At 74.6% G+C, this 25,932-nt stretch carries 24 protein-coding genes; 12 read left to right on the top strand and 12 right to left on the bottom strand.

Going from position 1 to position 25,932, the window contains the following annotated elements; translation table 11 throughout:
• Positions 1-104 precede the first annotated feature (104 nt).
• Entirely contained in the window at positions 105-1,250 is a 1,146-nt protein-coding gene (locus ACZDWJ_RS04240) for a CDP-glycerol glycerophosphotransferase family protein (protein ID WP_463519672.1), read from the top strand.
• Positions 1,251-1,347: 97 nt separating this feature from the next.
• Here ACZDWJ_RS04240 and ACZDWJ_RS04235 read toward each other — a convergent pair whose 3' ends face one another.
• From ACZDWJ_RS04235 to ACZDWJ_RS04225, 3 genes are all read right to left on the bottom strand, one after another.
• Complete coding sequence (locus ACZDWJ_RS04235) at positions 1,348-1,662, bottom strand: hypothetical protein (protein ID WP_463519671.1); 315 nt, start codon at positions 1,660-1,662, stop codon at positions 1,348-1,350.
• Positions 1,663-1,782: 120 nt separating this feature from the next.
• Positions 1,783-2,481 carry a dienelactone hydrolase family protein gene (locus ACZDWJ_RS04230; protein WP_463519670.1) on the bottom strand — a complete coding sequence of 233 codons (699 nt, stop codon included), beginning with the start codon at positions 2,479-2,481 and terminating at the stop codon, positions 1,783-1,785.
• Positions 2,482-2,528: 47 nt separating this feature from the next.
• The gene (locus tag ACZDWJ_RS04225) at positions 2,529-3,917 is read right to left on the bottom strand and encodes a T3SS (YopN, CesT) and YbjN peptide-binding chaperone 1 (RefSeq protein WP_463519814.1); all 1,389 of its coding nucleotides are present in this window, start codon (positions 3,915-3,917) and stop codon (positions 2,529-2,531) included.
• Between the two features lie 104 nt (positions 3,918-4,021).
• Here ACZDWJ_RS04225 and ACZDWJ_RS04220 point away from each other — a divergent pair, with 104 nt between their 5' ends.
• Positions 4,022-4,777 carry a methyltransferase domain-containing protein gene (locus tag ACZDWJ_RS04220; RefSeq protein ID WP_463519669.1) on the top strand — a complete coding sequence of 252 codons (756 nt, stop codon included), beginning with the start codon at positions 4,022-4,024 and terminating at the stop codon, positions 4,775-4,777.
• Positions 4,778-4,787: 10 nt separating this feature from the next.
• Here the strand turns inward: ACZDWJ_RS04220 and ACZDWJ_RS04215 are convergent, their stop codons facing one another.
• Positions 4,788-5,273, bottom strand: coding sequence for a winged helix-turn-helix transcriptional regulator (locus ACZDWJ_RS04215; RefSeq protein WP_463519668.1), 486 nt, complete (start codon positions 5,271-5,273; stop codon positions 4,788-4,790).
• Positions 5,274-5,337: 64 nt separating this feature from the next.
• On the opposite strand from ACZDWJ_RS04215, the gene ACZDWJ_RS04210 reads away from it, so the two are divergent.
• Both ACZDWJ_RS04210 and ACZDWJ_RS04205 read left to right on the top strand, forming a co-directional pair.
• Positions 5,338-5,793, top strand: a complete 456-nt coding sequence (locus ACZDWJ_RS04210) for a PaaI family thioesterase (protein WP_463519667.1) — start codon at positions 5,338-5,340, stop codon at positions 5,791-5,793.
• Positions 5,794-5,837: 44 nt separating this feature from the next.
• Entirely contained in the window at positions 5,838-6,620 is a 783-nt protein-coding gene (locus ACZDWJ_RS04205) for a nitroreductase family protein (protein ID WP_463519666.1), read from the top strand.
• A 36-nt stretch (positions 6,621-6,656) separates the two neighbouring features.
• On the opposite strand, the gene ACZDWJ_RS04200 is transcribed toward ACZDWJ_RS04205, so the two are convergent.
• The 5 genes from ACZDWJ_RS04200 to ACZDWJ_RS04180 all read right to left on the bottom strand — a co-directional run bounded on the left by ACZDWJ_RS04200 (position 6,657) and on the right by ACZDWJ_RS04180 (position 14,161).
• Complete coding sequence (locus ACZDWJ_RS04200) at positions 6,657-10,145, bottom strand: ATP-binding protein (RefSeq protein WP_463519665.1); 3,489 nt, start codon at positions 10,143-10,145, stop codon at positions 6,657-6,659.
• A 1-nt stretch (position 10,146) separates the two neighbouring features.
• Entirely contained in the window at positions 10,147-10,983 is an 837-nt protein-coding gene (locus tag ACZDWJ_RS04195) for a DUF4194 domain-containing protein (protein ID WP_463519664.1), read from the bottom strand.
• Positions 10,973-12,481 (bottom strand): DUF3375 domain-containing protein, encoded by a 1,509-nt coding sequence (locus ACZDWJ_RS04190; protein ID WP_463519663.1) that lies wholly within the window; start codon positions 12,479-12,481, stop codon positions 10,973-10,975. The genes ACZDWJ_RS04195 and ACZDWJ_RS04190 overlap by 11 nt, the downstream gene beginning before the upstream one ends.
• Before the next feature lie 139 nt (positions 12,482-12,620).
• Complete coding sequence (locus ACZDWJ_RS04185; RefSeq protein ID WP_463519662.1) at positions 12,621-13,427, bottom strand: COG4705 family protein; 807 nt, start codon at positions 13,425-13,427, stop codon at positions 12,621-12,623.
• Between the two features lie 62 nt (positions 13,428-13,489).
• Complete coding sequence (locus tag ACZDWJ_RS04180) at positions 13,490-14,161, bottom strand: response regulator transcription factor (protein ID WP_463519661.1); 672 nt, start codon at positions 14,159-14,161, stop codon at positions 13,490-13,492.
• A 78-nt stretch (positions 14,162-14,239) separates the two neighbouring features.
• Here ACZDWJ_RS04180 and ACZDWJ_RS04175 point away from each other — a divergent pair, with 78 nt between their 5' ends.
• The 4 genes from ACZDWJ_RS04175 (at position 14,240) to ACZDWJ_RS04160 (ending at position 20,063) form a co-directional block, all read left to right on the top strand.
• Positions 14,240-15,583 carry a sensor histidine kinase gene (locus tag ACZDWJ_RS04175; protein WP_463519660.1) on the top strand — a complete coding sequence of 448 codons (1,344 nt, stop codon included), beginning with the start codon at positions 14,240-14,242 and terminating at the stop codon, positions 15,581-15,583.
• Positions 15,584-15,706: 123 nt separating this feature from the next.
• Positions 15,707-16,990 (top strand): hypothetical protein, encoded by a 1,284-nt coding sequence (locus tag ACZDWJ_RS04170; RefSeq protein ID WP_463519659.1) that lies wholly within the window; start codon positions 15,707-15,709, stop codon positions 16,988-16,990.
• The gene (gene efeB, locus ACZDWJ_RS04165) at positions 16,987-18,234 is read left to right on the top strand and encodes an iron uptake transporter deferrochelatase/peroxidase subunit (RefSeq protein WP_463519658.1); all 1,248 of its coding nucleotides are present in this window, start codon (positions 16,987-16,989) and stop codon (positions 18,232-18,234) included. Before ACZDWJ_RS04170 ends, efeB begins: the two co-directional genes overlap by 4 nt.
• Before the next feature lie 113 nt (positions 18,235-18,347).
• The gene (locus ACZDWJ_RS04160) at positions 18,348-20,063 is read left to right on the top strand and encodes a phospholipase C (protein ID WP_463519657.1); all 1,716 of its coding nucleotides are present in this window, start codon (positions 18,348-18,350) and stop codon (positions 20,061-20,063) included.
• A gap of 86 nt (positions 20,064-20,149) precedes the next feature.
• Here ACZDWJ_RS04160 and ACZDWJ_RS04155 read toward each other — a convergent pair whose 3' ends face one another.
• Complete coding sequence (locus ACZDWJ_RS04155) at positions 20,150-21,391, bottom strand: NADH:flavin oxidoreductase/NADH oxidase family protein (protein ID WP_463519656.1); 1,242 nt, start codon at positions 21,389-21,391, stop codon at positions 20,150-20,152.
• A 62-nt stretch (positions 21,392-21,453) separates the two neighbouring features.
• Here ACZDWJ_RS04155 and ACZDWJ_RS04150 point away from each other — a divergent pair, with 62 nt between their 5' ends.
• Complete coding sequence (locus tag ACZDWJ_RS04150) at positions 21,454-21,807, top strand: SdpI family protein (protein WP_463519655.1); 354 nt, start codon at positions 21,454-21,456, stop codon at positions 21,805-21,807.
• Between the two features lie 42 nt (positions 21,808-21,849).
• Here the strand turns inward: ACZDWJ_RS04150 and ACZDWJ_RS04145 are convergent, their stop codons facing one another.
• Positions 21,850-22,470: a hypothetical protein gene (locus ACZDWJ_RS04145; protein WP_463519654.1), complete on the bottom strand. Its 621-nt coding sequence runs from the start codon at positions 22,468-22,470 to the stop codon at positions 21,850-21,852.
• Between the two features lie 150 nt (positions 22,471-22,620).
• Here ACZDWJ_RS04145 and ACZDWJ_RS04140 point away from each other — a divergent pair, with 150 nt between their 5' ends.
• Positions 22,621-23,007 carry a VOC family protein gene (locus ACZDWJ_RS04140; protein ID WP_463519653.1) on the top strand — a complete coding sequence of 129 codons (387 nt, stop codon included), beginning with the start codon at positions 22,621-22,623 and terminating at the stop codon, positions 23,005-23,007.
• Between the two features lie 114 nt (positions 23,008-23,121).
• Positions 23,122-24,852 (top strand): phosphatidylglycerol lysyltransferase domain-containing protein, encoded by a 1,731-nt coding sequence (locus tag ACZDWJ_RS04135; RefSeq protein ID WP_463519652.1) that lies wholly within the window; start codon positions 23,122-23,124, stop codon positions 24,850-24,852.
• A gap of 34 nt (positions 24,853-24,886) precedes the next feature.
• Here the strand turns inward: ACZDWJ_RS04135 and ACZDWJ_RS04130 are convergent, their stop codons facing one another.
• Positions 24,887-25,402, bottom strand: coding sequence for a maltokinase N-terminal cap-like domain-containing protein (locus tag ACZDWJ_RS04130; RefSeq protein WP_463519651.1), 516 nt, complete (start codon positions 25,400-25,402; stop codon positions 24,887-24,889).
• Positions 25,403-25,595: 193 nt separating this feature from the next.
• Between ACZDWJ_RS04130 and ACZDWJ_RS04125 the strand changes: the two genes are divergently transcribed.
• A complete protein-coding gene (locus tag ACZDWJ_RS04125; RefSeq protein ID WP_463519650.1) occupies positions 25,596-25,907 on the top strand; it encodes a FeoA family protein in 312 nt (103 codons plus the stop codon).
• Positions 25,908-25,932 lie beyond the last annotated feature (25 nt).

Genomic DNA, 25,932 nt, shown 5'->3' with positions numbered 1-25,932 from the left:
TGCGACGCACGCCGATCCTGCCGTGGTTGCCGACGTGCCGCACGTCTCACGTCGATCGCCGCCGTGATGCGTGGGAACCGGCCCCGCGGACCTACGATTCGCCCGTGCACGATGTCTCGGTCCTGGCCTACTACGCCGACGATCCCACCCGGCTCTACCAGCTGCTGCAGTGGGTGCCCGTGCTCGAGGTACTCGACGAGAGCCATCCGGTCGGCCTGGTCGTCCGCGACCCCGGCACGGCGGAGGCGCTGCGCGCTCGGACCCGCCTCCCGGTGCTGCTCGCGCCGTCCTTCCCCGAGCTCACCGCGCTCTACGCCCGCCTGCAGGCGCGGGTGGTGCTCTATTGCAACAACTCGATGCTCAACTTCCAGTCGCTCCTCGACGCCGGGATGCTGCACGTGCACATCAACCACGGCGAGAGCGACAAGGGCTCGATGGCCAGCAACAACGCCAAGGCCTACGACCGCGTGCTCGTCGCCGGCGAGGCGGCCGTCCAGCGCTACGTCTCCGGTCTGCTGGAGTTCGACGACTCCCGCCTGGTGCGCATCGGCCGGCCCCAGCTCGACCTGCGCGAGGAGCCGCTGCTGCCTGAGAGCCCGCGCCGCACGGTGCTCTACGCCCCCACGTGGGAGGGCGACGCCGACTACAACAACTACACCTCGGTCGACACCCTCGGACGCGAGATCGTGCAGGCGGTGCTCGACCTGCCCGACGTGCGGCTGGTCTACAAGCCGCACCCGAAGGTGACCACCAGCCCCGACCCCGTCATCGCCGCCAGCCACCGCGCGATCAGCGACCTCGTCGAGGACGCCGCCCGCCGCGACCCGGCCGCCGGGCATCGCGCGATCCCGGTCGGCGACATCCTGCGGGTCATGCCGCGCTGCGACGCGATCATCACCGACGTCTCCTCGGTCGGCCTGGACTGGCTCTACCTGCGCACCGAGGCGCCGATCATCCTCACCGACCGTCACCATGACGCCGAGCGCCTGCGCGAGGAGGTCCCGGTCAGCCGCTGTGCCGACGTCGTCGACACCGACGACCGCGACCGCCTGGGCGCGCTGATCGCCGCCCGGCTCGAGCACGACGAGCACCACCTGGCGCGGGTCGCGATGCGGCACCACTACTTCGACGACGTCGCGGTGGGCGAGAGCACCACGCGCTTCGTCGCGGTCGTCGACGAGCTCCTCGCCCGCCACGCCCGGCTCACCGGGCGCGGCGACGCCGGCTCGGGCGCCGCGATCACGGCCTGAGCATCGGCAGCACCGCCGGGTCCGGGACGCGTCACGCTGCGTGAGGGACGCGTCCACGGACCACGGCGTCGTGCGGCGCCAGGCAGGAGGAGCGGGGTCAGGCGACCCTGACCCCGGGGCCCGCGAGGACCCGGGTCGGATCGATGCGCACCTCCCAGCCGAGCGCCTCGGTCATCGCCACGAGCGAGCCGAGCGAGAGGTCGACGAGCAGCTGGTGCTCGCCCAGGACGGCTCGGGCCTGCACCTGGGTCGTGAAGGCGACGACGAGACGGCGCCCGTCGCGCAGCCGGTGCACCTGCAGGTGCCAGGTCTCGGGGGTCCCGACGACCGGGACGGTGAGCATGCAGTGCTCGGGATGGTCGGGGACGACCGGATGCCAGGGTCGGGGGGCGTCCGACGCGGACGGGGACATGGCGCGCTCTCTGCTCGGGATCGCACGGCGGCTGCCGCACGTCCTCGACGCTAGGCGGCCCGCCCCCTTGCAGGGAGGGGGCGGGCCGTCAGGAAAGGGGCGTCGAGCGTCAGGATCCGGTCAGCGGACCTTCGCACGCAGGAAGTCGACGGTGCGGGTCCAGGCCGAGCGAGCGGACTCGGCGTCGTAGGTGCCCATCTTGTCGCGGTCGTTGTGGAAGGCGTGGGCGGCCGGGTAGTAGAAGAACTCGACCTCCGCGCCGGACTCCTCGCGGATCTGCGCCTCCTGGGCGCGCGCCTGTTCGACCGGGTAGAAGTCGTCGTTCTCGGCGTAGTGGCCCTGGACGGCCGCGGTGAGACCGCGGTAGGCGTCCGGCACGGCCGGGCCGACGCCGTAGAACGGGACGGCGGCCGAGACCTTGTCGCCGGCCTCGACGGCCAGCAGCAGCACGAAGCCACCGCCCATGCAGAAGCCCACCGTGCCGACGGTGGAGGAGGTGACGGAGTCCAGCCCGAGGAGGTGGTCGACGGCGCCGGAGAGGTCCTTCGCGGCCTGCTCGACCGGGAGCTTGGTCATGTACTCGCCCGCGGTGTCGGCGTCGTGCGCGAGGCGACCGCCGTAGAGGTCCGGGGCGAGGGCGACGAAGCCCTCGCCGGCCAGCCGATCGCAGACGTCGGCGAGGTGGTCGTCGAGGCCCCACCACTCCTGGATGACGACGACGCCGGGGCCGCTGCCGCTCTCGGGGACCGCGAGGTAGCCGTGCGCCTCGTGACCGTTGCTGGGGAAGGTGACGTTCTGACGGGGATTCTGCTCAGCCATGCCGCCAGCGTAGGAGTGACCGCGACGACCTCGACCACCCCGAAGGGTCACCCGAGGTCGTCGTCCCAGAGGAGGTCGCCGTCGTCCTCGCCCAGCAGTGAGAGCTGACGGCTCCGCGGGGCGCGCGCCGGCGGAGGCATGACGGCCGAGGCGTCGGCCACCACGACGCCCCGCGGCCCACCCCACAGCGCCGCGCGCAGCAGCCCGACCACGGTCTCGACGCGGTGGGCGGGCACCAGCGGACTGGTGCGGACCGTTCCCATGGCCGCGACCAGGTCGGCGCGACGGGAGCCGAACATGCTCGCCACGAGCTCCGCGTCGACCGGACCGGCCTCGAGCAGCAGCACGAGCGCGGCCAGGCGGGCCTGGAAGGCCGGCGCCCCCTGCGGGAGGACGCTCAGCGCGTCCGTCGGCTCGAGCGGCTCCAGGTCAGGGTCGGAGGCACGGACGGCGCCGTCGGGGCGGGTGCCGGCGACGGCGGCCGGAGCCGCCGGGCGGGGCGGCGGCGCGGAGTCGTCGCGTCCGGCCCACCAGGCGAGGAACCGCTGCCCGCCGAGCCGCTCCGCGATCTCGCCGGCCAGGGCGTCGGCGCCGGCGAACGCCGCCAGGTGGTGCTGCATCTGCAGGTCGCAGAAGGGGAGGGCGCAGACGGTGTGGACGGCGACGATCTGCTCGCCGTCGGCCTCGAACCGCAGCCAGGGCAGGGCCTCGGAGAGCTCCTCGACGGCCTCGGCGATCGCGGGATCGCCCGGTCGGAGATCGACGATGAGATGGGCGAAGAGCTCGATCCACGGCCGGTGCTCGAGCACCCGGACCCACACCAGGGAGCCGCCCACGGGCACCTCCGCATCGCCGTCGACGTCCCAGACCGGGGGTCGGCCGAGGTGCTCGGTGAGGGCCTCGTGGACCAGCGAGCGCAGGTGCTCGGGATCGCGCGGCACCCGCGCGGCGACGACGTCGTCGCCCTCGACCGGACGCGGCCCGACCCTGCGGCTCGGCGGATCGGCGCGACGCAGCCCGGCGAGGGAGACGCCGGTGGCGGTGAGGAAGGCCGGGTGCAGCACGCCGTGGACGCCCCGCAGCGTGCGGACGACCGCCCCGACGAACCAGGCGACGTCCTCCACGGTGACGCCCGCCGGCCTCAGCACGTGGCGATGGGAGCCGGGCGCCTCCTCCTCCGGCTCGCGCTCCGGCGGATGCCAGCCCAGCGCGAGGAGCTCCTCGACCGGGAGCGGCTCGGGCGCCCACAGCAGCTCGGCGCGGAGGCGAGCGTGCTCGCCGACGCCCTCGCGCTCGAGGCGCACCAGCGGTGCGCGGAGGGTGTCGTCGCCGACGAGCTCGACGACGGCTCGGGGCGCGGGCTCGTGGGCGGGCAGGAGCACCTCGTCGATCAGCCGCTCGGCGAGCGCTCGCCAGGCCGGATCGGTCTCGTCCATCACGCCTGCTCTCCTCCGCGGCGCCCCGGTGGTGCCGTCGCGGACGACGCTAGGCCCGACCACCGACAGAACCGCCGGACCGGGCGAGGAGCAGACTGAGCGGTGTGACGGACGTGTTCAGCGACAGGCTGGCGGCATGGCGTGAGCACACCGAGACCCCGTGGGCGCGGATCCGCTACGCGGTGGTCGGAGAGGTGCTCCGACGCCAGGTCGAGCACCTCGGCGGCCGGGTGCGGATCCTCGACGTCGGAGGCGGCGACGGCATGGACTCCCTGCCGCTCGCCGTCGCCGGACACGACGTCACGATCCTCGACCCGTCCGCCGCCTGGCTCGAGGAGGCCCGCCGGCGCGCCGCGGCGGCCGGCACCGCGGTCACGACCGTGCACGCCGGGCTCGACGACCTGCCCGAGGGCGAGTGGGACCTCGTCCTGTGCCACTTCGTGCTGCGCTACCGCGACGGCTCGACCGACGACGTCGGCTCCCTGGCCCGCCGCGTGCGTCCCGGCGGCCGTCTCTCCCTCATGGACGTCAACCCCGCCGGGCGGGTCCTGCGCGAGCTCCTGAACGCCGGTCCGGCCGCGGCGCTGGAGGAGCTCGCCGCCGAGCGCGCGAGCGTGGTGACCTTCCGCACCGACGCCCGCAAGGTCGATCTGGACACCACCGCCGCGCAGGCGGCCGTCGCCGGGCTCCGGCCCGTCGGCGTCTTCGGCAACCGGATCGCGAACGACCTCCTCGTCGACGACGCCGCGAAGCACGACCCCGCCTTCTTCGAGCAGCTCCTCGCGCTCGAGCGGGAGCTGTGCGACCGCGAGCCGTTCAACCGCGTCGGGTTCGCCTGGCAGCTGGTGCTCGAGCGCTGACCGACCGGCCTCAGCCCTCGAGCGGGCGGGCGCCCGGGCCCGGACGCGGAGCGACCTCGCGCAGGTCGTCGACGGCGTGGCCCTGCTCGCAGACCAGGGCGACGTGCACGGCCGCGCCGCAGTCGCGGTGGGCCAGCTCGACGGGCGGGCCGTCGGGCCCGGCGTAGTAGCGGGCGCCGAAGTCGGCGACGGCGGCGAGCACCGGGTAGAGGTCGAACCCCTTCGCGGTGAGGCGGTACTCGTGACGCTCGCGGCCCCCGCCCTCGGGGCGGTAGGGCACTCGATGGAGGACGTCGTGCTCCACGAGGAGCGCGAGGCGGTTGCTGAGCACCTGGCGGGCCAGCCCGCTGTGGCGCTGCATGTCGTCGAAGCGCCGCACGCCGTTGAAGACCTCGCGCAGGACGACGACGGTGCCGCGCTCGCCGAGCAGCTCCATCGCCGCGGCGACCTGGCAGTTGGCCGTGGAGAAGCCGAGCGCCGGGGGTGCTGTGGTCATGCCCACACCGTACCCGACCTGAGTCTCGTTGACAGACTCAACCGTCGACCGCGAGGCTGGATCCATGACGCAGACCCAGCCCGCTCTCGATCCCACCTCCCTTACCGGCCTCGAGCTGATGCAGGCCGTCAGCCGCGGCGACCTGCCGCCCGCGCCCATCGCGGAGACCCTCGGGATGATCGGCTTCGGGGCCGAGGCCGGCTCGGTGTGGGTGGAGCTCGAGCCCGAGCACCGCCACTACAACCCGCTCGGCACCGTGCACGGCGGGGTCCTCTCGACGCTGCTCGACACCGCCGCCGCCTGCTCGGTGCACACCACGCTCGAGGTCGGACAGGCCTACACCTCGCTCGACCTCACGGTGAAGTTCCTGCGTCCGGCCACGATCGAGTCCGGTCGGCTGCGCGCCACCGGACGCGTCATCCAGCGGGGCCGCCGCACCGCGCTCGCCGAGGCCCAGGTGACCGACGCGCAGGGGCGGTTGATCGCCCACGCGACGTCGAGCTGCATGATCTTCAGCTGAGCACCCGCCCCGCACGCCCGACACCCCCAGCCCAGGAGCCCACCGTGAGCACCGACTCCCCAGCCGCCGACCTTCCCACCGTCGAGGTCCGCGGCAAGCAGCGCTACCACGAGCCCGCCGTCGCCACCGACGCCGAGGCGTTCGCGACGGTGGTGCGCTCACGACGCTCGGTGCGCGTCTTCACCGACCGGCCGATCCCGCAGGACGTCCTCGACGAGTGCCTCGACCTCGCGATGCTCGCGCCCAACTCCTCGGGCCTGCAGCAGTGGGAGTTCTACCTGGTGCGCAGCGAGCCCGCGCGCAGCGAGCTCGTCGAGGCCTGCATGGGCCAGCTCGCCGCCCGCACCGCCGCGGAGCTGATCGTGTGCGTGGCGCGCACCGACCGCGTCAAGGAGCACGCCCAGCAGATGCTGCGCGAGTGGCCGACGCCGACCCCGCCCCCTGCGGTCCAGCGCTACTACCGGTTCATCCACCTGCTCTACGGCCCCGGCCCGCTCTCCCTGGCCGCACCGGCCAAGCGGGCCGTCTCGGCCGCGGCCGGGCTGCTGCGCGCGGTGCCGCGCGGTCCCTACACCGCCTCGGAGCTGCGTCTGTGGGCCGCGAAGTCGACCGCGCTGGCGTGCGAGAACCTCGTGCTCGCGCTGCGCGCGCACGGCTTCGACAGCTGCATGATGGAGGGCTTCGACGAGGCCCGGGTGCGCCGCATCCTCGACCTCGACGACGCCGCCCTGCCGATCATGGTGATCGGCGCCGGCGAGCGTGCCCCCGACGGCGTCTTCTGGCCGCAGGTGCGCTTCGACCGCGACCAGTTCGTCCACGAGGTCTGAGGCCGGGAGCCGAGCAGGACCCGGACGGGGCGCGGGCTACTCCCCGGCGCCTTGGTCGGCGTCCGTGATCGGCGTGATCCAGGCCTGGTGCGTGGCGCTGTTCTTGGTGATCGCCAGCAGCTCGTCCATGTGCGGCTCCAGGCCGGTGACCTTGTCGAGCGGGACGCCGATGATCAGCTGGAAGCCCAGCCCCTTCCAGGCCTGGACGGCACGGCCGGCGAACTCGGAGTCGGCCTTGACGAAGCCCTCGTCGAGGAAGACCGGCGCGAAGCGCGGCCGCGAGCGCAGCTCGTCGCCGAGCCGGAAGCGCAGCGCCGAGCCGACGATGAAGGCCACGAGCTCCTGGCTCTCGCCGCCGCTCTTCTCCCCCAGCGTGCGGTAGGTGGCCTGCAGCTCGCCGGTGCGGTGGTCGTAGCGCTCGGCGCTGATCTCGACGTGGCGACGCACGTCGAGCAGGCGGTCGCGCTCGGAGGCGCCCTCGACGCCGGGGCCCACCTGGGACGGGGGACGCAGCTGGTTCATGAAGCGGCTCAGCTCGACGAAGCGGCGCTCGAGATCGGCCTCGCCCAGCTCGCCGGTGCTGCCGGCCGAGAGCACGCGCAGGTCCTTCATGAACGCCTGGACGTGGGCAGGTGAGAGACGCCGCAGCCGGATGCGCAGGCGACCGCCCGGCCCGCCGAACTCCAGGCGTCGCAGGATGGCGTTGATCGGCTCGAGACGGTCCTCGATCTCCTCGACCGAGGCCGCCATCGCACCGAGCAGCGGGACGAGGTCCTGGCCGCTCCACTCGGTGAGGCGCCGGCGCCACTCCGAGCGCCGCTGCGCCAGGCCGGTGCCGCGGATCTCCTCGAGGATCGCCGCGTAGTCGGGGTAGGAGTCGGCGGTGACGCCGAGGTTCGGCGACTCCCACTGGAACACGTAGAGCCGGAAGATCGCCGCGAGGTCGTCCTCGACCCGGGTGATCTCGGCCTGCGCCTCGGCGACCGCCCCGCGCAGGCGCTCTGCCAGCCGGTGCGAGGTCTCGTGGAAGCGCTCGAGATCGGCGGGATCGGCCGGCTCGGCCGCCGCCGCGAACTCCGCCCGCAGCGCGGCGTCCTGCTCGTCGGTGAGGTGGACGGCGTCGGCCGCCTCGACCTGTGCGAGGCGGTCGTGGACGGCGTCCTCGTCGTCGACGAGCTCGCCGTGGCGGGCGTCGAGGGCCCGCTGCTGCTGCTCGAGGCCGAAGCGACGCCGCTGCTCGGCCTCGAGCCGGGTCTCGAGCCCCTCGATCTGACGCTGGAGCACGGCGAGGTCGTCGTCGGCGGCGAGGATCTCGGCGCGGCGGGCCTCGAGCTCGGCGATGCGGCGCTCGGAGCCGACCACGTCGAGGTCGTCGAACCGGGCCGCGACGACGGCCTCGTGCGCCCCGCGGGAGCGCTCGAGCACGGCGTGGCGACGGTCGAGCTCGCGCACCTCGTCGTCGAGGGCGACGAGGCGCTGCTCGAGGGCGATGAGCTCGGCGTCGAGCTCGGCGAGGGCGTCGGCGTTGGAGAACCCGATGACGTCGCGGGCCTCGCCCCGGCCGTGGCTGCCACGGCGGCCGGTGCGGGTCTGGCCGGCGAGGGTGACCCGAAGGCCGCCTCCGGCCAGCCCCTCGGCGGTCTCGACGCACAGCGCGTTGCGGCCCGGCTCGGCGAGGTGGGCGCGCAGCCATCCGGTGAACGGGGAGTCCTGGTGGACGAGCTTGCCGGCCACCCGCTCGGGGTCGGCCGGGCCGGGGTCGGGCTGGTGGAGCGGGACGCCCTCGAAGGTCAGGCGCCCGCGCAGGCGCAGGCCGTCGATGGCCGAGGAGAACTGCTCGAGCCGGTCGAGCGGCACCAGCATCACGCGGGCGGTGCCGCCGAGGACGGTCTCGACCGCGGTGCGCCAGCGCGCCTCCTCGGGCGCGACGTCGATGAGCTCGGCGACGTAGGGCAGCTCGGAGACGTCGAGACCGCTGGCCGCGGCGACCTCCGCGCGCAGCTCGTGCATGCGGGCCGGCATCCGGCCCGTGCGGCCCTCCAGCGACGCGCGCTCGCGACGCAGCTCGGCCTGGCGGGACTGCTCGGGGTAGCGACGCTCGAGCACGGCGTCGCGGGCGGCGCGCAGGGCCTGCTGCTGGCGGGCGTGCTCGGCGAGCCAGGCGACCGACCGCTCGCGCAGCAGACCGAAGGCGTCGGCGTCGTCGAGGGCGGTGAGCGGGTCGGGTGCGTGACCGGCGGGCTCCTCGGACGTCGTGAGGAGGTCGACCAGCGGCGCGAGCCGCTCCTGGAGCGCGGTGCGCCGGGCGAGGCGGTCCTCGCGGACGACGGCCTCCTGCTCCAGCGACAGCGCGAGGGCCTGCAGGGTGGCGCCGCCCGCGGCGCGGTGGGCCTCCTTGGCGGCGTCGAGGTCGGCGGCGATCGAGGCGACCGACGCGAGGCTGGAGGTCAGCTCGGCCGCCGTGGCCGCGCGGGCCACGCGGTTGGACTCCACGGCCGCCTCCAGCAGCCGCCCGTGGGTGCGCAGCAGCCACAGTCGCAGCGGGGTGTCGCCGGTGAGCGTGACGCCGTAGGCGTCGAGATCGGCGAGCCGACGGCGGGCGGTGATCCGACGCTCGTGGAGGCCGGTGATCGGCGAGAGCAGCTCGAGGCGCTGCTCCTCGGTGCGCATCGCGGCGTGGGCGAGGTCGAGGTCGTCGAAGTGCTCGATGGCGCGGTCGGCCGCGGCGTAGGTGGCCGGCCGCTCGAGGACCATGTCCTTGTAGAGCTCGTCGACGCTGCGCACCTGGTTGCCGGCCTGGATGCGCGCGAGCAGCCGCAGGGCCTTCGCGCCGTCGCCGTTCGCGCCGATGCCGAGCCGGGCGTGCAGGACGACCGCGAACTCCTGGTAGGTGCGGTGGACGCGCAGGCCCGGGAAGAGCTTCTTCAAGGTGGTGGCGTGGAAGCGCTCGGGCACCGCGACCTCGAGCGCGTCGAGCGCCAGCGCCCCCTCGTGGGTGGCCAGCTGCATCGACACGTCGGCCGGACGGCTGGCCCGGCGCGGCACGTAGTAGGTGCGCAGCGCGGTGAAGCGTCCGCCCTGGTCGTTGACGAAGGTCATCGCGACCGCGCCCCAGGTGTCGGTGCCCTGGCCGCGCAGCAGCCGCTCGACCGGACGCCCCGTGCGGGGGTCGTCGACGACGTCGACCGCGCCGCGCAGGTAGGAGAGCAGGTTGCGCTGGCCGACTCCGCGGGCCCGGCCCGCGACGGCGTCGTTGGAGGCGCCGTTGAACTTGGTGTCCGAGGGCATCATGAGCGCCGTGTAGGCGTCGAGGATCGTGGACTTCCCGACGCCCGAGGCGCCGGAGATCATCGTGGCCTCGCCGCGCAGCGGCACCACGGTGTGGCCGGTGAAGCCGCCCCAGTTGACCAGCTGCAGCAGGGCGGCGCGCCACTGGACGGTGTCGTCGGCGGGCTGGGCGACCGACGCGCGGTCGAAGAGACCGGCGGTGTCGTCGTCGAGGAGCTCGGCGTGGTCGAGGGTCATCTCAGCGCTCCTCGTCGTGGGTCGGACCGGCCGCGTCGGTCGCGTCGGTCGCCTCGGTCGCCTCGGCTGCGTCGTCGGCCGGCTCCTCGAAGAGGTCGGCCTCGGACGTCGGCTCCGCCGGCTCGCGGCCGTTGGCCTCGCGCAGCGCGGCCAGCAGCTCGGTGAGCAGCTCCAGCGGCAGCAGGGACTCGACGGCCTCGCTGACCTCGTAGCGCTCCTCGGAGGCCGTCGGGATGAGCAGACCGGCCTTCTGCACCGCGGCGACGGCGTTGCGGGCCCGCTTCTCATCGCCCGACTCGTCGGTGGCGTGCACGGGCCGGAAGGAGGCGACGTGGTCGAGGAGGTCGTCGCGGTCGACGTAGACGCGGGTGTCGCCGCCGGCGAGCCCTGCGCGGAGCCGGTCGCGCAGGTGCACCAGGACGAGGGTCTCCTCGCGGGTCCAGGCGGTGTCGTGGAGCAGCGTCGGGAACCGCGGGCCGGTCTCGGGGACGGCCTGGCGCTTCCACGCGACCTCGCGGGCCCGGTCGACCTGCAGGTCGAGGAAGAGGTCGTTGAGCCGCGAGCGCAGCAGCCGCTCGTGCGCGACGAGCACCTGCCAGTCGCGGGGGTGGGTGCGCGCGCTGATGAAGCGCTGCTTGAGCAGGGTGATGAGGGCGTGCCGCTGACCGTGCTCGAGGCCGCCCTCGTCGCCCTCGAAGAGCGAGACCGAGCGCGCGGCGAGCTCGTCGGGCGCCAGGTCGTCGTCCGGGTCGTCGTCCAGGTCGTCGAGGCCGGCCTCGAGCTCCGCGTCGGGGTCGGCGAGCTCCGGCTCGGTGACGGCGTCGAGGTCAGTGCTCATCGGGTCGCTCCGGTGCGGCGGGTCGGTCGGGGTCGGGCAGCGGGGTGAGGGGCAGCGCGAAGGTGCGCGTGGAGCCGTCGGGGCGGACGGCGGCGAACGACTCGACCCGCTCGGGGTCGGCGCGCCGCTGCCAGTCGTGGTCGGCGGCGAGGTGCAGCAGCCCGAGGATCTCGACCGGGCGGCGCAGCGACGGCTCGAGGCGGCCGAACACCTCGCCGAGCGTGCCGGCGGGCAGCAGCGACTCCAGGGCGGCGTCGAGCCGGTCGCGGAGCACGCCCAGCTGCGGACCGCCCTGCGCCATCAGGTCGGCGAGCGAGACCGCGGGCGCGTCGGCGGGATCGGCGGCGGTGAGCCGGTCGGGCGGGACGTCGTCGGCGGGGTCGTGGAACCGCTCGCGCAGGTGCTCGACGCCGACCCGCGCGGGCAGCAGCGCGACGTCGTGAGTGGCGCGGGGTCCGGTGGTGGCCATCCAGGTCATCAGCTCCGACTCCACCGCGCGCAGGGTCTGCTCGAGCTCGCGGTCCCGCACGGCGTCGTGGGAGACGATGTACTCCTTGAGCGTGGCGGTGACGCGCGAGCGCTGGGCGAGCACCCGATCGAGGCCGTCGCGCACCAGCCGCACGGTGCCGCGCAGCTCGGCGCGGTCGGCGTCGGAGAGCAGGCCGTCGGAGAGCGGGTGGTCGAGCAGCGCGGTGAGGTCCTCGCGCAGCTGACCCACGAGCGCGTCGTCGCGCAGCAGGGCGAAGGCCCCCTCGAAGGCGCGGCCCTCGTGGGTGGCGGTCATGAGCGCGTCGGCGCGCGCGAGGTAGTCGTCGATGACCTCGCCGGCCGGGCGCGACTCGGCCCGGAACGCTGCGAGGATCTGCGCGCGGATGGCGGCGAACCGCTCCTCGACGCGCGCGAAGTCGCTGGGCAGGGCGGAGATGAGCGAGAGCAGCTCGGTGAACCCCTCGATCATGTAGTCCTCGGTCGCACCGACCATCTCGGCGCCGTCGACGAGCCGGTCGCGCTCGGCCTGCAGGCGGGCGATCTCGGCGCCGAGGATCTCGACGCGGGTGGTGCGGTCGGGGTTCGCCTCGGCGTTGAACCGGCGCACGGTGCCGAGGATCGTGGCGATGCGGTGCTCGCTGAGCGTGGCGCGGTCGCGGGCGAGGTTCTTGACCAGCTCCAGCGCCTGCTGAGCGTGGGAGGTGAGCGCGTAGACCTCGTGACCGGCGTCGTCGAGCGAGCGGACGAGCCACTGGCCGCGCATCCACCGCTGACACAGGTCGCGGCCCGAGCCCTGGGGGACGTCGCCGTGGCCGGACTGGCGCATCTCGGCGAGGTGCTCCTCGACCTGGGTGTGCAGTCGTGCGGTGGGGATCGGCTTGTTGCTGCGGCCGAACGCCGCCCGGAACAGCGTGATGACCACCGGCGCCTGCCGCTGGTGCAGCAGGGTGAGGGTGGGCTGGTCGAAGGCGCCGCTGACGCGGGCGAGCTCGGCGACGATCTCGCTCATCGGCCCCGCCTCCGCCCTCGTGCCCCGGGCCGCCCCGGTGACGGCCTGCTCGGCGCGCAAGCATTCCAGAGGGCGCCGACGACGTCGGGCCCGGGGCGGCGTGGACCGTCCCGGGCCCGAAGGCGCCGCTGGGTCGAGGTCAGGCGGGCTGGAGCGCGGCGGTGCGCGAGGCGCGGTGCTGGCGGGTCACCCAGGCGACGCCGAGCACCATGATCAGCGCGAGCACGGCCGAGGCGCCGTAGGTCCCGAGGCCGAGGCCGCCCTTGACGGTGGGCTTGGTGAAGTAGTCGCCGACCGTGGCGCCGAGCGGGCGCGTCAGCACGAAGGCCGCCCAGAACAGCAGGGTGTTCGGCACGCCCTTGACGAAGTAGAGCGCGGCGATGACGGCGATGAGCGTGGCGATCAGCGCGGCACCGCCGGCGTACCCCAGCCCGGAGGAGTCGGAGAGGAAGTCGCCCAGCGAGGTGCCGAGGGTGTTCGAGATGAGGATCGCGCTCCAGAAGAGCGCCTCGGCGCGGAAGGAGCTGATCCGCGCGATGGAGAACGGGTGGCCGGTGGCGCGCCAGATCGCGAAGGTGATCAGCAGGAGGCTCGAGAGGATGGCGGCACCCACCGGGTAGCCGATGCCGAGACCCTGCGGGCCCCAGCCGAGCGACGTCGCGCCGTTGGAGAGGTACGTGCTGGAGGCGTCGCGGTTCATGAAGTCGCTGATGGTCGTGCCGGCCATCGACGTCGTCAGGATGACGGCCCAGTAGAGGGCCGGGTGGTAGGACCGCGAGCGCAGCTGGGCGACCAGGCTGACCACGAAGATCGCGAACAGGGCGATCGTCGAGAGGAAGTAGCCGATCTTCAGCGTCTGGCTGAACATGTCGCCGCCGGTCTCTCCGAGCGTGGTGGCGGCGATCTTGATGACCCAGGAGATCACGCCATCGAGGTGAGTCGGCATCACCTGGCAGCCTGCGCGTCGCCCCATCCGCCCTGCCCGCCCTGCCCGCGCCGGGCGCGCTGTCAGTCCGGGTCGGGGTCGAGCCGGTAGCCCACGCCGCGCACGGTGCGGACGACGGCGGTGGAGCCGACCTCGGCGACCTTGACCCGCACGCGACGCACGAAGGAGTCGAGGGTGTTGTCGGTGACGATCGCGCCGTCGGGCCAGGCCGCCGCCACCAGCGCCGCACGCCGCACGACCTCGCCCTCGCGGGAGGTGAGGGCCGCGAGCAGCCGGAACTCGGTGGGGCTCAGCGTCGCCTGGCTCTCCCCGCAGCGCACGGCGTGGCTCGCCGGGTCGAGCACCAGCGTCGAGGAGGTCGCCGACGGGCGCGGGCGGCGCACCAGCACCTCGAGCCGCGCGAGCAGCTCCTTGAGCGCGAACGGCTTGACGAGGTAGTCGTCCGCACCGGCGCTGAAGCCCGCGAGCCGGTCGTGCAGCGCGTCGAGCGCGGTGAGGAAGAGCACCGGCGCGGGCTGGCCGTTGCCGCGCAGCGCCTGGCACAGGTCGCGTCCGTCGGCGTCGGGCAGGCCGATGTCGAGGATGAGCGCGTCGAGCGGGGTGTCGGCGCCGAAGAGCACGAGGGCCTCCCGCGCCGAGTGCGCCATCGTGACGGTGTGCCCCGCGCTCTCCAGCGCCTCCCCCAGCACGCCGCGGATCGCCGGGTCGTCCTCGCACACGCCGATGCTCGCCATGGCACCATCATGGCCGAGCGCACGGGGTCGGCCCGTGCGACCCGCGGCGTCCGCGCCGCACCACCTCAGGAGTCGGCCATGGCCCGGAGACGCTCGCGCACCTTCCGCGGGCAGATCCTCGTCTCCACGCTCCTGCTCACCTCGATCTTCGCCGCCGCCATGATCCTCGGCGTCCAGATCGTGCTCGCGCGCACCGCCGAGCGCGATCTCGAGAACGTCCTCATCGAGCGGATGGCCGCGGTGCAGGCCGTCGTCGACGCGCGTGCCGGCTCCGGAGCGCCCGGACGCGACGTCGGGCAGTACCTCGACCCCGGGGCCCGCCTCTACGACGGCAACGGCCTCCTGCTCTCCGGCTCGATCGAGACCGATGCCCAGGACTCCGCCGACGACCTCGCGGAGCGGCTGTCCTCGGCCGACCGCGTCGGCACCACCGCCACGGGACGTGCCCACGACCTGCGGCTCCTGGCCGAGGTCGTCGGCTCCCCCAGCGGCTGGCGCGGCATCGCCGTGGTCAGCCAGGCGACCGGCCCCTACGAGCGCTCGGAGCGCTACGCGCTGATCGCCACCGTGGTGGCGGGCGTGGCGCTCGTCGCGGCGTCGGTGCTGGTGGCGCGGCGCTCCACCGAGCAGGCGCTGCGCCCGGTCACCCGGATGGCGACGCTGGCCACCGACTGGAGCGAGCACGACCTGAGCCGTCGCTTCGACCTCGCCGACGGTCCCGGCAGCACCGACGAGCTCACGCGCCTGGGCGCGAGCCTCGACGGCCTCCTCGATCGGGTGGCCGACGCCCTGCGCGCCGAGCAGCGGCTCACCTCCGAGCTCGCCCACGAGCTGCGGACGCCGCTCACCGCGGTGCTCGGGATCGCCGAGCTCGGCGAGGTGCGCGGCAGCGAGGATCCCCGCGCGGTCCGCGACTACGCGGCCATCGCCGCGTCGGCGCGCACCATGAGCGAGACCATCACGACCCTCCTCGACGTCGCGCGCCGGCACGCACGAGCGCAGCACGGCCTCGCCGACGCCGAGGCCAGCGCGAGCGTCGAGGAGATCCTGCGGGCCCTCGACGCCCCGACCCCTCTGGTGCGCACCGTCGTCGAGGATCCGTCGGTGCAGGTGGCCGTGCCGGCCGCGCTGGCCGTGCGCTGCCTGAGCCCGGTGCTGGAGAACGCGTTGCGCCACGCCCGCGATCGCGTGGAGATCACCGTGGCCGACGACGGCGACGCCGTCCGGTTCGTCGTCTCGGACGACGGCGAGGGCGTGCCGACCGACCTCGTCCCGCGGCTGTTCGAGGCGGGCGTCAGCGGCTCCGGCGGCACCGGGCTGGGCCTCGCCGTGGCCGACCGCGTGGCCTCCGCGGTCGGCGGGTCGGTGACGCTGCTCGACCCCGACACCTCGTCCTTCGCCGTCCGCCTCCCCCGCGCCTGATCCGTCCCCGGTCGTTCACCTGGCGTCCACCCGGTGATCCCTGGCGGTTCCGACGGGTCCGGCACACCTGACCTCGCGCCCTCCACGGCGCGTCCACGGCCCTGATCTCGCGGAGGAACGACGGTGACGCAGCACGACCCGACCCGGTCGTCGCGGCCCCTTCTCCTCGCGGTCCCCGCGCTGGTCGTGCTCCTGCTCCTGGCCCCCGGCGCCGGCATCGTGCGGCACGTGCGCGGCCACGCCCCGGCCCGCCCCCACGCCCGCTCGGCCCGCGCCCGCGCGACCGGCGCGGGCGCGGACGTCGACGTCGACCCCGCCCGCTGCGGCCAGGGCTGGGACGACGGACCCGCCGGCGTCCAGGAGCTGCGCCTGCACGACGGCTCCGCCGGACCGGTCGACGTCCTCCTGCTCGACGATGCCGGCCGCGCCCACCTCGAGGTCGATGCGATCGGCTCCGCCGCCACCCGCCCGGCCGAGGTGCGGCTGGCCGCCGGGAGCTACCACCTCGCGTGCCTGGGCGCCGACGGCACCGCCACGGCGGGCACGGTCGTCACGCTCACCGGTGACGCCGGGGGCCCCACCGCGCCCGGCGTGCGGCCGATCACCGCCTCCGAGCTGATCCGCCCGGTGCAGGCCTACCAGTCGTGGGTCTCCCGCGGCCTGTCGACGCTGCAGCACCGCGTCGCCGCCCTGGCCGACGACCTCGCCCACGGCAGCGCAGACCTCGGCGACCTGCGCGCGCAGTGGCTGGCCGCCTCACACCTCTACGGCACGCTCGGCGGCGCGTACGGCGCCTTCGGGCGCTTCGACGCCGCCATCGACGGGCGCCCCTTCAGCGGCATCCCGCCGCCGGGCGGCGCCACCGCGCACGGACTCCCCGCCCTCGAGGCGGTGCTGTGGTCCACCCCGTCCCCCTCCCGCCTGCGCGCCGCGGCCCTCACGGCCCGTCGGCTCGCCGCCACCGTCGGCGCGCTGCGCCGCCACTTCGGCACCGACCTCGCGCTCGCGCCCCTCGACCTCGGGCTGCGCGCCCACGAGATCCTCGAGGACCTCGCCCAGGACGAGGCGAGCACCGTCGAGCGCCCCAGCCGCTCCGAGCTCGCCGATCTCGACGCCGGCCTCGTCGGCACCCGTGCCGCGCTGCGTCCGCTGGAGCCGGTGCTCCGCGGCCGCGACCCGCGCCTGACCTCGCTGCACCGAGCGCTCGACCATCTCCAGCGCGTGCTCGACGACCACGGTCACGGCCGCGGCGCCGACGCACGCTGGGACCGACTCACGACGCTGCCCCGCCGCGACCGCGAGGCGCTGGACGCCGCCCTCCAGGAGGCCCTGGAGCTGCTCTCCGACGTCGCCGTGCTCACCGATCCGGTGAGCGCGCTCCCCGACGCCCCCGGAGGTGGCGCATGACCGGACCCTCCCGTCGCACCGTGCTCGGCGCCGCCGGCGGCGGCCTGGCCCTCGGCGTCGCCGCGACGCGCCTCACCACGGGCGAGCCCGCCTCGGCGAGCACCGTCGGCGGCACCTTGGCCAGCACGGGCGAGGACCGGAGCCTGGCGTTCGCCGGCGTCCACCAGCAGGGCGTGCTCACCCCGCCCCAGCAGCACGCGGCCTTCCTGGCCTGCGACGTCACCGCCGTGAGCCGCGCCGGTCTGGAGTCGCTCCTGCGCACCCTGACGACCCAGATTCGGCAGCTGACGGCCGGTGGCGTCGCGGCCGACCGGGGACCGGTCGCCACCGCCGCCGACGACGGGGTGCTGGGTCCGGATGCACCGGCCGGCGGCCTCAGCGTCACGGTCGCGGTGGGCGCCTCGCTCTTCGACCACCGCTACGGCCTCGCCGGCCAGCGCCCCGCACGCCTCACCGCGATGCCGGCCTTCCCCGACGACCGGCTCCAGCCCGCGCGCTGCGGCGGCGACCTGATGATCCAGGTCTGCGCCGACGCCACCGACGTCGTCCTCCACGCGGTGCGCACCCTGCTGCGCGCCACCCGCGGCAGCCTGCAGGTGCGATGGCGTCGCGACGGCTTCGTCTCCGCCCCGCGGCCGTCCGGCAGCCCGCGCAACCTGCTCGGCTTCAAGGACGGCACGGCCAACCCCGACGTCACCGACGACGCCGCGATGGACGCGATCGTCTGGACGCCGGCCGGCGCCGAGGAGCCGGCCTGGGTGGCCGGCGGCACCTACCAGGTGGTGCGCGAGATCCGCATGCTGGTGGAGTTCTGGGACCGCGTCTCGGTGCGGGAGCAGAACGCGATCATCGGCCGCGACAAGGCCACCGGCGCGCCGCTGAGCGGCTCGCGGGAGAGCGATCCGCCGGACTACTCCGGACAGAACGGCGGCGGCGCGATCCGGCTCGACGCCCACATCCGCCGCGCCTCCGACAGCGGCTCGGCGACGCGCCAGCGACTGCTGCGGCGCGGCTACAACTACGACGCCGGGCTCGACGCGAACGGCGACCTCGAGATGGGGCTGCTGTTCTGCTGCTTCTGCGCCGACCTCGAGCACCAGTTCGCCGCCGTGCAGCGCCGTCTGGCCGGCGAGCCGCTGGCCGACTACGTCGTCCCCGTCGGGGGCGGCTACTTCTTCGTCCTGCCCGGAGCGCAGGACGACCACGACTGGCTCGGCCGCGGCCTCCTCGCGGCGGTCGAGTGAGGGCGCGGAGGGCCTCGGCCCGGCGCGTCAGCCCGCCCGCCACGCGCGGGAACTCCCCCGAGGCACCCCCGGAGCCTCCCCGCCCCGAGGGTCGCCCCTTCGAAAGGAAGCACATGAGGAAGCAGAAGCTCTCGCGCCGGCAGACCGTCGGCGCGGGACTCGCGGCCGCCGGCCTGATCGGCGCCGCGGTGGCCGGCAGCACCGTCGCCTCCGCCGCACCCGCGCCCGAGGCCGCCGGCCACGGGACCGCCTCCCGCGCCGGCACCACCGTCCTGCGCGGCGGCACCACGACGCCCATCAAGCACCTCGTGGTGCTCTTCGACGAGAACGTCTCCTTCGACCACTACTTCGGCACCTACCCGAAGGCGACCAACCGCGACGGCGTGCGCTTCACCGCCAGCCGGCACACGCCGAAGGTCGAGAACTACCTCGCGCACCCGGCGCTGCTGAAGGCCAGGTCGGCACGCAACCCGAACGGCAACCCCAACGCGATGCCACCGTTCCGCTACTCCCCCGACGAGGCCGTCACCTGCGACCAGGGGCACAACTACACCCCCGAGGAGAAGGCCGTCGACGGCGGCAAGATGGACAAGTTCGTCGAGAGCGTCTCCGGCGACACCTGCGGGCTGCTCAACCGCGTCGGCCAGACCATGGGCTACTACGACGGCAACACCGTCACCGGCCTGTGGAACTACGCCCAGCACTACGCCATGAGCGACAACGCCTGGAGCGACACCTTCGGCCCCTCCACCCCCGGCGCCCTCGAGATCGTCTCCGGCCAGACCCACGGCGTCCGCAGCTACGACCCCGCGTCGGGCACCGAGCACCCCACCCAGACCGCCACGCCGGACGCCTACGGCGTGCACGCCCCCGACGCGAACGGCGTCGGCACGGTCATCGGCGACCCCGACCCGGTCTACGACGACTGCGCGGACGCCAACCACACCAAGACCAGCCCGCTGGCGGGCATGACCGACGACAAGAACATCGGCGACCTCCTCGACGCCAAGCAGGTCACCTGGGGCTGGTTCCAGGGCGGCTTCGCCCCGGACGTGCCCTACGCCGGCCCCGGCACCTACGCCCAGTGCACGCACACCTCGAAGAACGTCGACGGCACGCCCGACGTCGACTACAACCCGCACCACGAGCCCTTCCAGTACTACGCCTCGACCGCGAACCCGCACCACCTCGCGCCGGCGTCGCTGAAGGAGGTCGGGCACGACGGGCAGGCCAACCACCAGTACGACCTCTCGCTGTTCTCCGATGCCCTCGCGGGCAAGGGCGGCGCGACGCTCCCCGCGGTCTCCTACCTCAAGGCCCGCAACGTCGAGGACGGCCACGCGGCCTACTCCGACCCGATCGACGAGCAGCACTTCCTGGTGCGCACCATCAACGCCATCCAGCGCTCGAAGTACTGGAAGGACACCGCGATCGTCGTCACCTACGACGACACCGACGGCTGGTACGACCACGTCGCGCCGACCATCACCCACGCCTCCTCGACCGCCGACGACGTCAACACCTGCACCACGCCGGCGGCCGCGGGCGTCCCGATCCTGGCCGGCTTCCAGGACCGCTGCGGCCCCGGCCAGCGCATCCCGTTCCTCGTCATCTCGCCCTACGCCAAGAAGGACGCGGTCGACTCCCACCTCATCACCCAGGCCTCCGTGGTCCGGTTCATCGAGGACAACTGGGGTCTGGGCCGCATCGGCGGCGGCTCCTTCGACGAGCACGCGGGCACGCTGAACGGCCTGCTCGACCTGCGCCACCCGAGCAACGGTCGCCTGATCCTGCGCTCGAACGGCTCGGTCGCCCGGCACCAGCGCTGACGCTCAGCACCACCGGCTCGACAGCCCTCGGCGGGCGGACGCCCTGCGTCCGTCCGCCGAGACGCGTCCGAAGGCCTGGGCCGGGGTCAGACGTCGGCGGCCAGGCGGGCGCGGCGACGCGCCCCCGTCAGGCCGCGGACCAGCTCGCCACCGACGAACCGCGCGGCCGCGCTGGTGGCCCGCAGGCCGGGGGCCGGCTCGCGTCCGGCGCCGAGACGCCGGATCTGGGTCTCGTACCACTCCGACTCGCCGGCCAGGCCCGCCACCGTCGGCAGCGTGTAGCGCGGGAGCTCGACGCCGTCGGCGCCCTCGAGCAGCCGGGCGGTGAGGTCGGGGTCGATCGCCAGCGGACGACCGAGGCCGATCACGTCGACGCCGCCGTCTGCCAGCAGCGACTCCATGACCGCGCGGGTGCGGATGCCGCCGGTGAGCATGAGCGGGACGCCCTGGGCGCGGCTGCGCACGCGACGGGCGAAGGCGGCGAAGTAGGCCTCCTTGGCGCTGGCACCGGCGCGCAGCGCGTCGACCTCCCCGAACAGCGCGGGATCCTCGTAGGTGCCGCCGGAGATCTCGATGAGGTCGACGCCCTCCTCCACGAGCATCCCGACGACCTCCTCGGCGTCGTCCTCGGTGAAGCCGCCGTGGTGGAAGTCCGAGGAGTTGAGCTTCACCGCGACCGTGAAGCCCGGCGCGGTGGCGGCGCGCACCGCGCGCACCGACTCCAGCAGCGCGCGGGCCCGCCCGGCGACGTCGCCGCCCCAGGCGTCAGTGCGCCGGTTCACGTGCGGGCTGAGGAACTGGGCGAGCAGGTAGCCGTGGGCGGCGTGCACCTGGACGCCGTCCAGCCCGGCCTGCTGGCACAGCGCCGCCGCGCGGCCGAACCCGGCGACGATCGCCTCGATCTCGGCGGCGCTCAGGGCCCGGGGGTGTCCGAAGAGGCCCATCATCGGCACCGCGCCGGCCTCGGCGCTCGGGGCGACGGGACGCAGGGAGAGGAACCGGTTGGTCTGGCGACCAGGGTGGTTGAGCTGGGCGATCACCGGGCTGTCGGCCGCGGCCTCGCGCACGCGGCGCAGGGCTGCGACGTCGAGGTGGTGGTCGGCGACGATGTTGCGGCTGCGCTCGAGCTGGCGGCGGTCGACCATCAGGTTGCCGGTGATCAGCAGCCCGCCGGCCGCGCCCGCGGCCCAGCGGCGGTAGAGCCGCTCGTGGGCGACGGTGGGCTGGTTGTCGGCGTCGGCGAGGTTCTCGGTCATCGGCGCCTTGGCGATCCGATGCGGCAGCACGAGGCCGCTCGGGAGGGTCAGCGGGGAGGAGAGGTCGGCCACGTCCGGCAGGTTACCGTCCGATCGGACTGTGGGGTCCGGCGTGTCCGACGCAGACTGGCCGCATGGATCCGCTCCTGATGTCCACCGCCGTGATGGCCGCCATCGTCGGGGTGGTCGACGTGGGCCTCGCCGGGCTGATCGCGGCCGGCCAGCTGCCCCGCAACGGCCTCGTCGGCATCCGCATCCCGAGCACGAGGCGCAGCGACGCCGCCTGGGACGCCGGCCACCGTGCCGCGGCGCCGACCCTGCGCGCCAGCGGCCTGGCCGCGCTCGTCCTGGTGGCGCTCGCCCTGGTCGTGCGGCTCCCCGGGTGGTCGGCCTCGGCGATCGTCTCGAGCATCGCGGCCGCCGTGGCGCTGCTGGGCCTGGCCGTCGCGACGACCCAGGCGGGCCGGGCGGCCCGGGACGCCGACTGACGACGCCCCGGGCACCGGAGCAGGCTCACCGAGGGCGAGGCCTCAGCGCACGACCCAGCTGCCGAGGGTGACCGGGCGGGAGTCGTCGCCGCCCTTGACGCGGAAGGCGTCGTCGGCGCCGGTCTGGTCGCCCGGACCGTCCTCGCGGTAGAAGACCTCCGCCTTCGCGCCGACGCGCACGCGGTAGGGGTCGCCCAGGCAGCTCGAGGGCGCCCGGACGATGACGCCGGCCGAGGTGCGGCTGACGACGATGCCCTCGCAGGAGAGGCGGTAGCCGTTGCGCTTGACCGACACCTCCGGCAGGCCCGTCTCGGAGCCGGTGCTGGTGGAGCGTCTGAAGTCGAAGCGGTCGCCCTTGCTGGTGATCACGACGGCCGACCAGCTGTCGTCGATGCCGCCGAAGTCGCGCATGCCGGCGCTGATCGAGAGCCGATCCGCGTCGTAGCCGACCGTGAGCGAGGTGAAGTCGGGGTTGCGCTGAGCGGAGTCGACGCGCGTGCTCGTGGCACCCGAGGAGGAGGCGGCGGTGACGACGACGTCACCGGTCGCATCGCGATGCCGCAGCGTGTCGGCCTGGGCGGCGGTCGCGCTCGCGGCCACGACGGCGGCGCCGGCCAGGCCCGAGGCGATCAGACGGAGGGGACGGTTCTTCCGAGAGGTCATGCGCCCAACCTGCCACACCTGGACGGAGCCGCCGGTGCTTCGCGGGCGACGAGGCGCGTCGCGCAGGAGGGACCGCTGGCGGCGCGTCGTCGCTCCGCGCCTGCCAGGCTGGGCCGGCGATCACGAGGTCGCGATCCTCCAGGAGGTCCTGTGCGTCTGCTGCTCGAGCTCGTGCCGCTGCCGGTCACCGACGTCGACCGCGCCGTCGCCTTCTACCGCGACGGGCTCGGCTTCACCCTCGACCACGACGTCCGGCCCGCCGAGGGCGTCCGCGTGGTGCAGCTGACCCCGCCCGGCTCGGCGTGCTCGATCGGGCTCGGCACCGGCCTCGCGGTCTACGGCGGTCCGCCCGGATCGCTGCGGGGGCTGCACCTGGTGGTCGACGACCTGGACGCAGTGCGCGAGGAGCTGATCGCCCGAGGCGTCGACGTCGGCCCGATCCACGACCTCGGCGGGGGCGTGCGCGGGGCCGGGCTGGCCGACCCCGACGGCAACGGGTGGGAGCTCCAGGAGCTCGCCTGGCGGTCGACTCGCTGACACCTCGGTGGTGAGGTTCGTGGCAGGTTCGCCTCCTACCATGGGGTGAGGCCGACCACCGTCGGCCCGAATCTCGAGGGAGCCTCCCATCCACACCCTGGCCCGAGGTCGACGATGACCCAGCTGGTCGACGCACCCCGCACCGCGCTCCCCCGGGAGGCGCCCGCCTGCCCCCCGCCGAGCGGCTGGCGGCGCTGGACGACGACGCCGATCGCGCTGTCGCGGATCGTGCTCCTGCTCGGACTGGTCAACATCGGCAGCGCGCTCTCACCGGGCATGCACGCCCGCACCGAGCTGCTCACCGAGTGGGTGCCCCACGTCTTCCCCGCGGCCGCCACCACGGGCGACCTCGCGGTGGGCGTGCTGCTGGTGGTCGCCTCCCGCGCGGTCCGCCGCGCGAAGCGCCGCGCCTGGGTGCTGTGCGTGGCGCTGGCCACGCTCTCGATCGTCCTCGACCTGCTCAAGGGCCTCGACGTCGAGGAGGCCGCGCTCGGCGGCGTGCTGCTCGTGCTGCTCGTCCAGGGTCGGCGGCACTTCACCGCCAGGCCCGACCCGCGCTCGCTGGGACGCGTGGCCACGGTGCTCGTCGGCGGCCCCGTCGTCGCCACCCTGCTCGGCACGGCCTGGCTGTGGGTCGACCACGGCGGCCAGGCCCGGGGCACCACGCTCGTGGACCGGCTCCTCGAGGCGGCGCTCGGCATCGTCGGCGTCCCCGGGCCGATCGAGTGGACCTCGGAGCGCTCCGCCGACGCCGCCGCGGTCGCGCTGGCCGTCCTCGGCTCCGCCGTGCTGGTGACCCTGCTCCTGGCGCTGATGATGCCGGCCGACGGGCCGCACCGGCTGACGCCGTGCGAGGACGCCGCCGTGCGGGGCCTCCTGGAGCGCCACGGCCGCCACGACTCCCTCTCCTACTTCGCGACGCGCGGCGACCGCTCGGTGCTGCTGGCGCCCCACGGCCGCGCCGGCATCACCTACCGCGTCCTCGGCACCGTGTCCCTGGCCGCCGGCGACCCCACCGGCGACCCCGACGCCTGGCCCGAGGCGATCGCCGCCTGGCTGGACGAGTGCGAGGACCTCGGCTGGACCCCGGCCGTGCTCGGCGCCACCGAGGCGGCCGCCGAGGCCTACCGCCGTGGCGGCCTGGACGCGCTGGAGATCGGCGACGAGGCCGTCCTCGACGCCACCACGTTCACCCTGGAGGGTCGCGCGATGCGGGGCGTGCGCCAGGCCGTCACCCGCTGCCGCCGCGCCGGGCTCGTCGTCGCCGCCCGCCGGGTCGAGACCCTCGACGACGCCGAGCGCGAGGAGCTGCGCCGCCACGCCGACGCCTGGCGCGTCGGCCCCGACCGCGGCTACTCCATGGCGCTGGGCCGGCTCGCCGATCCCGCCGACCCGCGGGCCGTCGTGGTCACCGCGCGGGACGCCGACGGCGCGCTGCACGGCGTCCTCGGCCTCGTGCCGTGGGGTGCGGACGGCCTGAGCCTCGACGTCATGCGGCGTCGTCACGACAGCGCCAACGGCATCGTCGAGCTGCTCGTCGCCGGCCTGTGCGAGCAGGCCGCAGGCCTGGGCGTGCGCCGGATCTCGTTGAACTTCGCCGTGTTCCGCGGCGTCTTCGCGCGGGGCGACCGCGTCGGCGCCGGACCGGTGCTGCGGCTGTGGTGCGCCGTGCTGCGGCGGCTCTCGCGCTACTGGCAGCTGGAGTCGCTCTACCGCTCGAACGCGAAGTACCACCCGGTGTGGACCCCGCGCTTCCTGTGCTTCCGGCGTGCCAGCGACCTGCCCCGCATCCTCACCGCGACCCTGCGCGCCGAGGGGTTCCTCACGCTGCCCTGGTGGCGCTGAGGCCACGACCGGACGAGCGCGTCGCGGCCCGGGCTCAGCCCACGACGACCGCGCCCTCGCCGCCCTCCCAGGCCAGCACGAGGGCGAGTCGTCCCTGCGCGGGCTCCGGGGCGTCGAGGACCACCGGCCCGTCGGCCGCGGCGCCCTCGACCCGACGGATCCGCGCGGACGGCTCGCGCACGCCCAGCGACCGATCGCCGTCGAAGACCTCCTCCAGCGCCTGCTCGACGCGCCCGGCCAGGGCCGCCTCGAGGCACTGCCGCACGACCGGATCGTGGCGGCCGTCGTAGACCCATCGGGTGCCCAGCGCACTGTGCTCGGTGGTGCCGACGAGGTGCTCCGCGGCCTCGGCGAGCTCGTCGGCTCGGTAGGCGAGCACGGCATGACGCAGGTCGCCGCCCTCGGTCTCGACGACGAAGCCCTCGACGCCCACCTGGCCGGCGGGGTCGTCGTAGCGGTAGGCCCCGAGGATCGTCACCGGGCCGCCGAGGAACGACGCGAGCAGCTCGGGCTTCGAGGGCGTGAGGGTCGCGCGGTGGAGGATCGCCATGGCACTGATCGTGCCCCGCGTCGTCCCGGCTCCCAAGCGAAGGACCTTCGCCGGCGTGACGGACGTCCCTGTCCCCCGCGCTGGACCAGCGCTACAGTGATCTCCCCAAGGTGAGGTAAGCCTTTGCTATCGTCGGAGACGTCCGCACGAGGCGGGCTCCCCGAGACGGAAGGCAGGGTGCGAGGTGTCGGTCATGTCGGTGGTGTCGCTGCGACGCCGTCCGCTCGTCGCCAGGCGCTTCGAGGCGTCCACGACGAGCCCGACGAGCCCCGCCGCCACCCTCCACGACCTCGCCGCGGGCGTGCCCGCGGTCGTCGTCGACGTCCGCACCGACGACCCCGCCACCACCCGCCGCCTGCTCGACCTCGGCTTCGTGCCCGGCACCCCGGTCGAGATGGTGCGACGGGCCCCGCTGCGCGACCCGGTGGTCTACCGCGTCGCCGGCTACGAGATCGCCCTGCGCCGCGCCCAGGCGGAGTGCATCCGCATCGACGCACTGGCGTGAGCGACCACTGCGGACCCGGCGGCGT

This window comes from Nocardioides sp. B129/18 (genome assembly GCF_055282735.1).
This window is presented reverse-complemented; position numbering and strand designations above follow the sequence as displayed.

Coding starts and splice junctions, on each gene's coding strand:
- ACZDWJ_RS04235 (WP_463519671.1), bottom strand. CDS start 1,662: ATGTCCCCGTCCGCGTCGGACGCCCCCCGACCCTGGCATCCGGTCGTC.
- ACZDWJ_RS04230 (WP_463519670.1), bottom strand. CDS start 2,481: ATGGCTGAGCAGAATCCCCGTCAGAACGTCACCTTCCCCAGCAACGGT.
- ACZDWJ_RS04225 (WP_463519814.1), bottom strand. CDS start 3,917: ATGGACGAGACCGATCCGGCCTGGCGAGCGCTCGCCGAGCGGCTGATC.
- ACZDWJ_RS04215 (WP_463519668.1), bottom strand. CDS start 5,273: ATGACCACAGCACCCCCGGCGCTCGGCTTCTCCACGGCCAACTGCCAG.
- ACZDWJ_RS04210 (WP_463519667.1), top strand. CDS start 5,338: ATGACGCAGACCCAGCCCGCTCTCGATCCCACCTCCCTTACCGGCCTC.
- ACZDWJ_RS04200 (WP_463519665.1), bottom strand. CDS start 10,145: ATGACCCTCGACCACGCCGAGCTCCTCGACGACGACACCGCCGGTCTC.
- ACZDWJ_RS04195 (WP_463519664.1), bottom strand. CDS start 10,983: ATGAGCACTGACCTCGACGCCGTCACCGAGCCGGAGCTCGCCGACCCC.
- ACZDWJ_RS04190 (WP_463519663.1), bottom strand. CDS start 12,481: ATGAGCGAGATCGTCGCCGAGCTCGCCCGCGTCAGCGGCGCCTTCGAC.
- ACZDWJ_RS04185 (WP_463519662.1), bottom strand. CDS start 13,427: ATGCCGACTCACCTCGATGGCGTGATCTCCTGGGTCATCAAGATCGCC.
- ACZDWJ_RS04180 (WP_463519661.1), bottom strand. CDS start 14,161: ATGGCGAGCATCGGCGTGTGCGAGGACGACCCGGCGATCCGCGGCGTG.
- ACZDWJ_RS04175 (WP_463519660.1), top strand. CDS start 14,240: ATGGCCCGGAGACGCTCGCGCACCTTCCGCGGGCAGATCCTCGTCTCC.
- efeB (WP_463519658.1), top strand. CDS start 16,987: ATGACCGGACCCTCCCGTCGCACCGTGCTCGGCGCCGCCGGCGGCGGC.
- ACZDWJ_RS04160 (WP_463519657.1), top strand. CDS start 18,348: ATGAGGAAGCAGAAGCTCTCGCGCCGGCAGACCGTCGGCGCGGGACTC.
- ACZDWJ_RS04150 (WP_463519655.1), top strand. CDS start 21,454: ATGGATCCGCTCCTGATGTCCACCGCCGTGATGGCCGCCATCGTCGGG.
- ACZDWJ_RS04145 (WP_463519654.1), bottom strand. CDS start 22,470: ATGACCTCTCGGAAGAACCGTCCCCTCCGTCTGATCGCCTCGGGCCTG.
- ACZDWJ_RS04135 (WP_463519652.1), top strand. CDS start 23,122: ATGACCCAGCTGGTCGACGCACCCCGCACCGCGCTCCCCCGGGAGGCG.
- ACZDWJ_RS04130 (WP_463519651.1), bottom strand. CDS start 25,402: ATGGCGATCCTCCACCGCGCGACCCTCACGCCCTCGAAGCCCGAGCTG.
- ACZDWJ_RS04125 (WP_463519650.1), top strand. CDS start 25,596: ATGTCGGTGGTGTCGCTGCGACGCCGTCCGCTCGTCGCCAGGCGCTTC.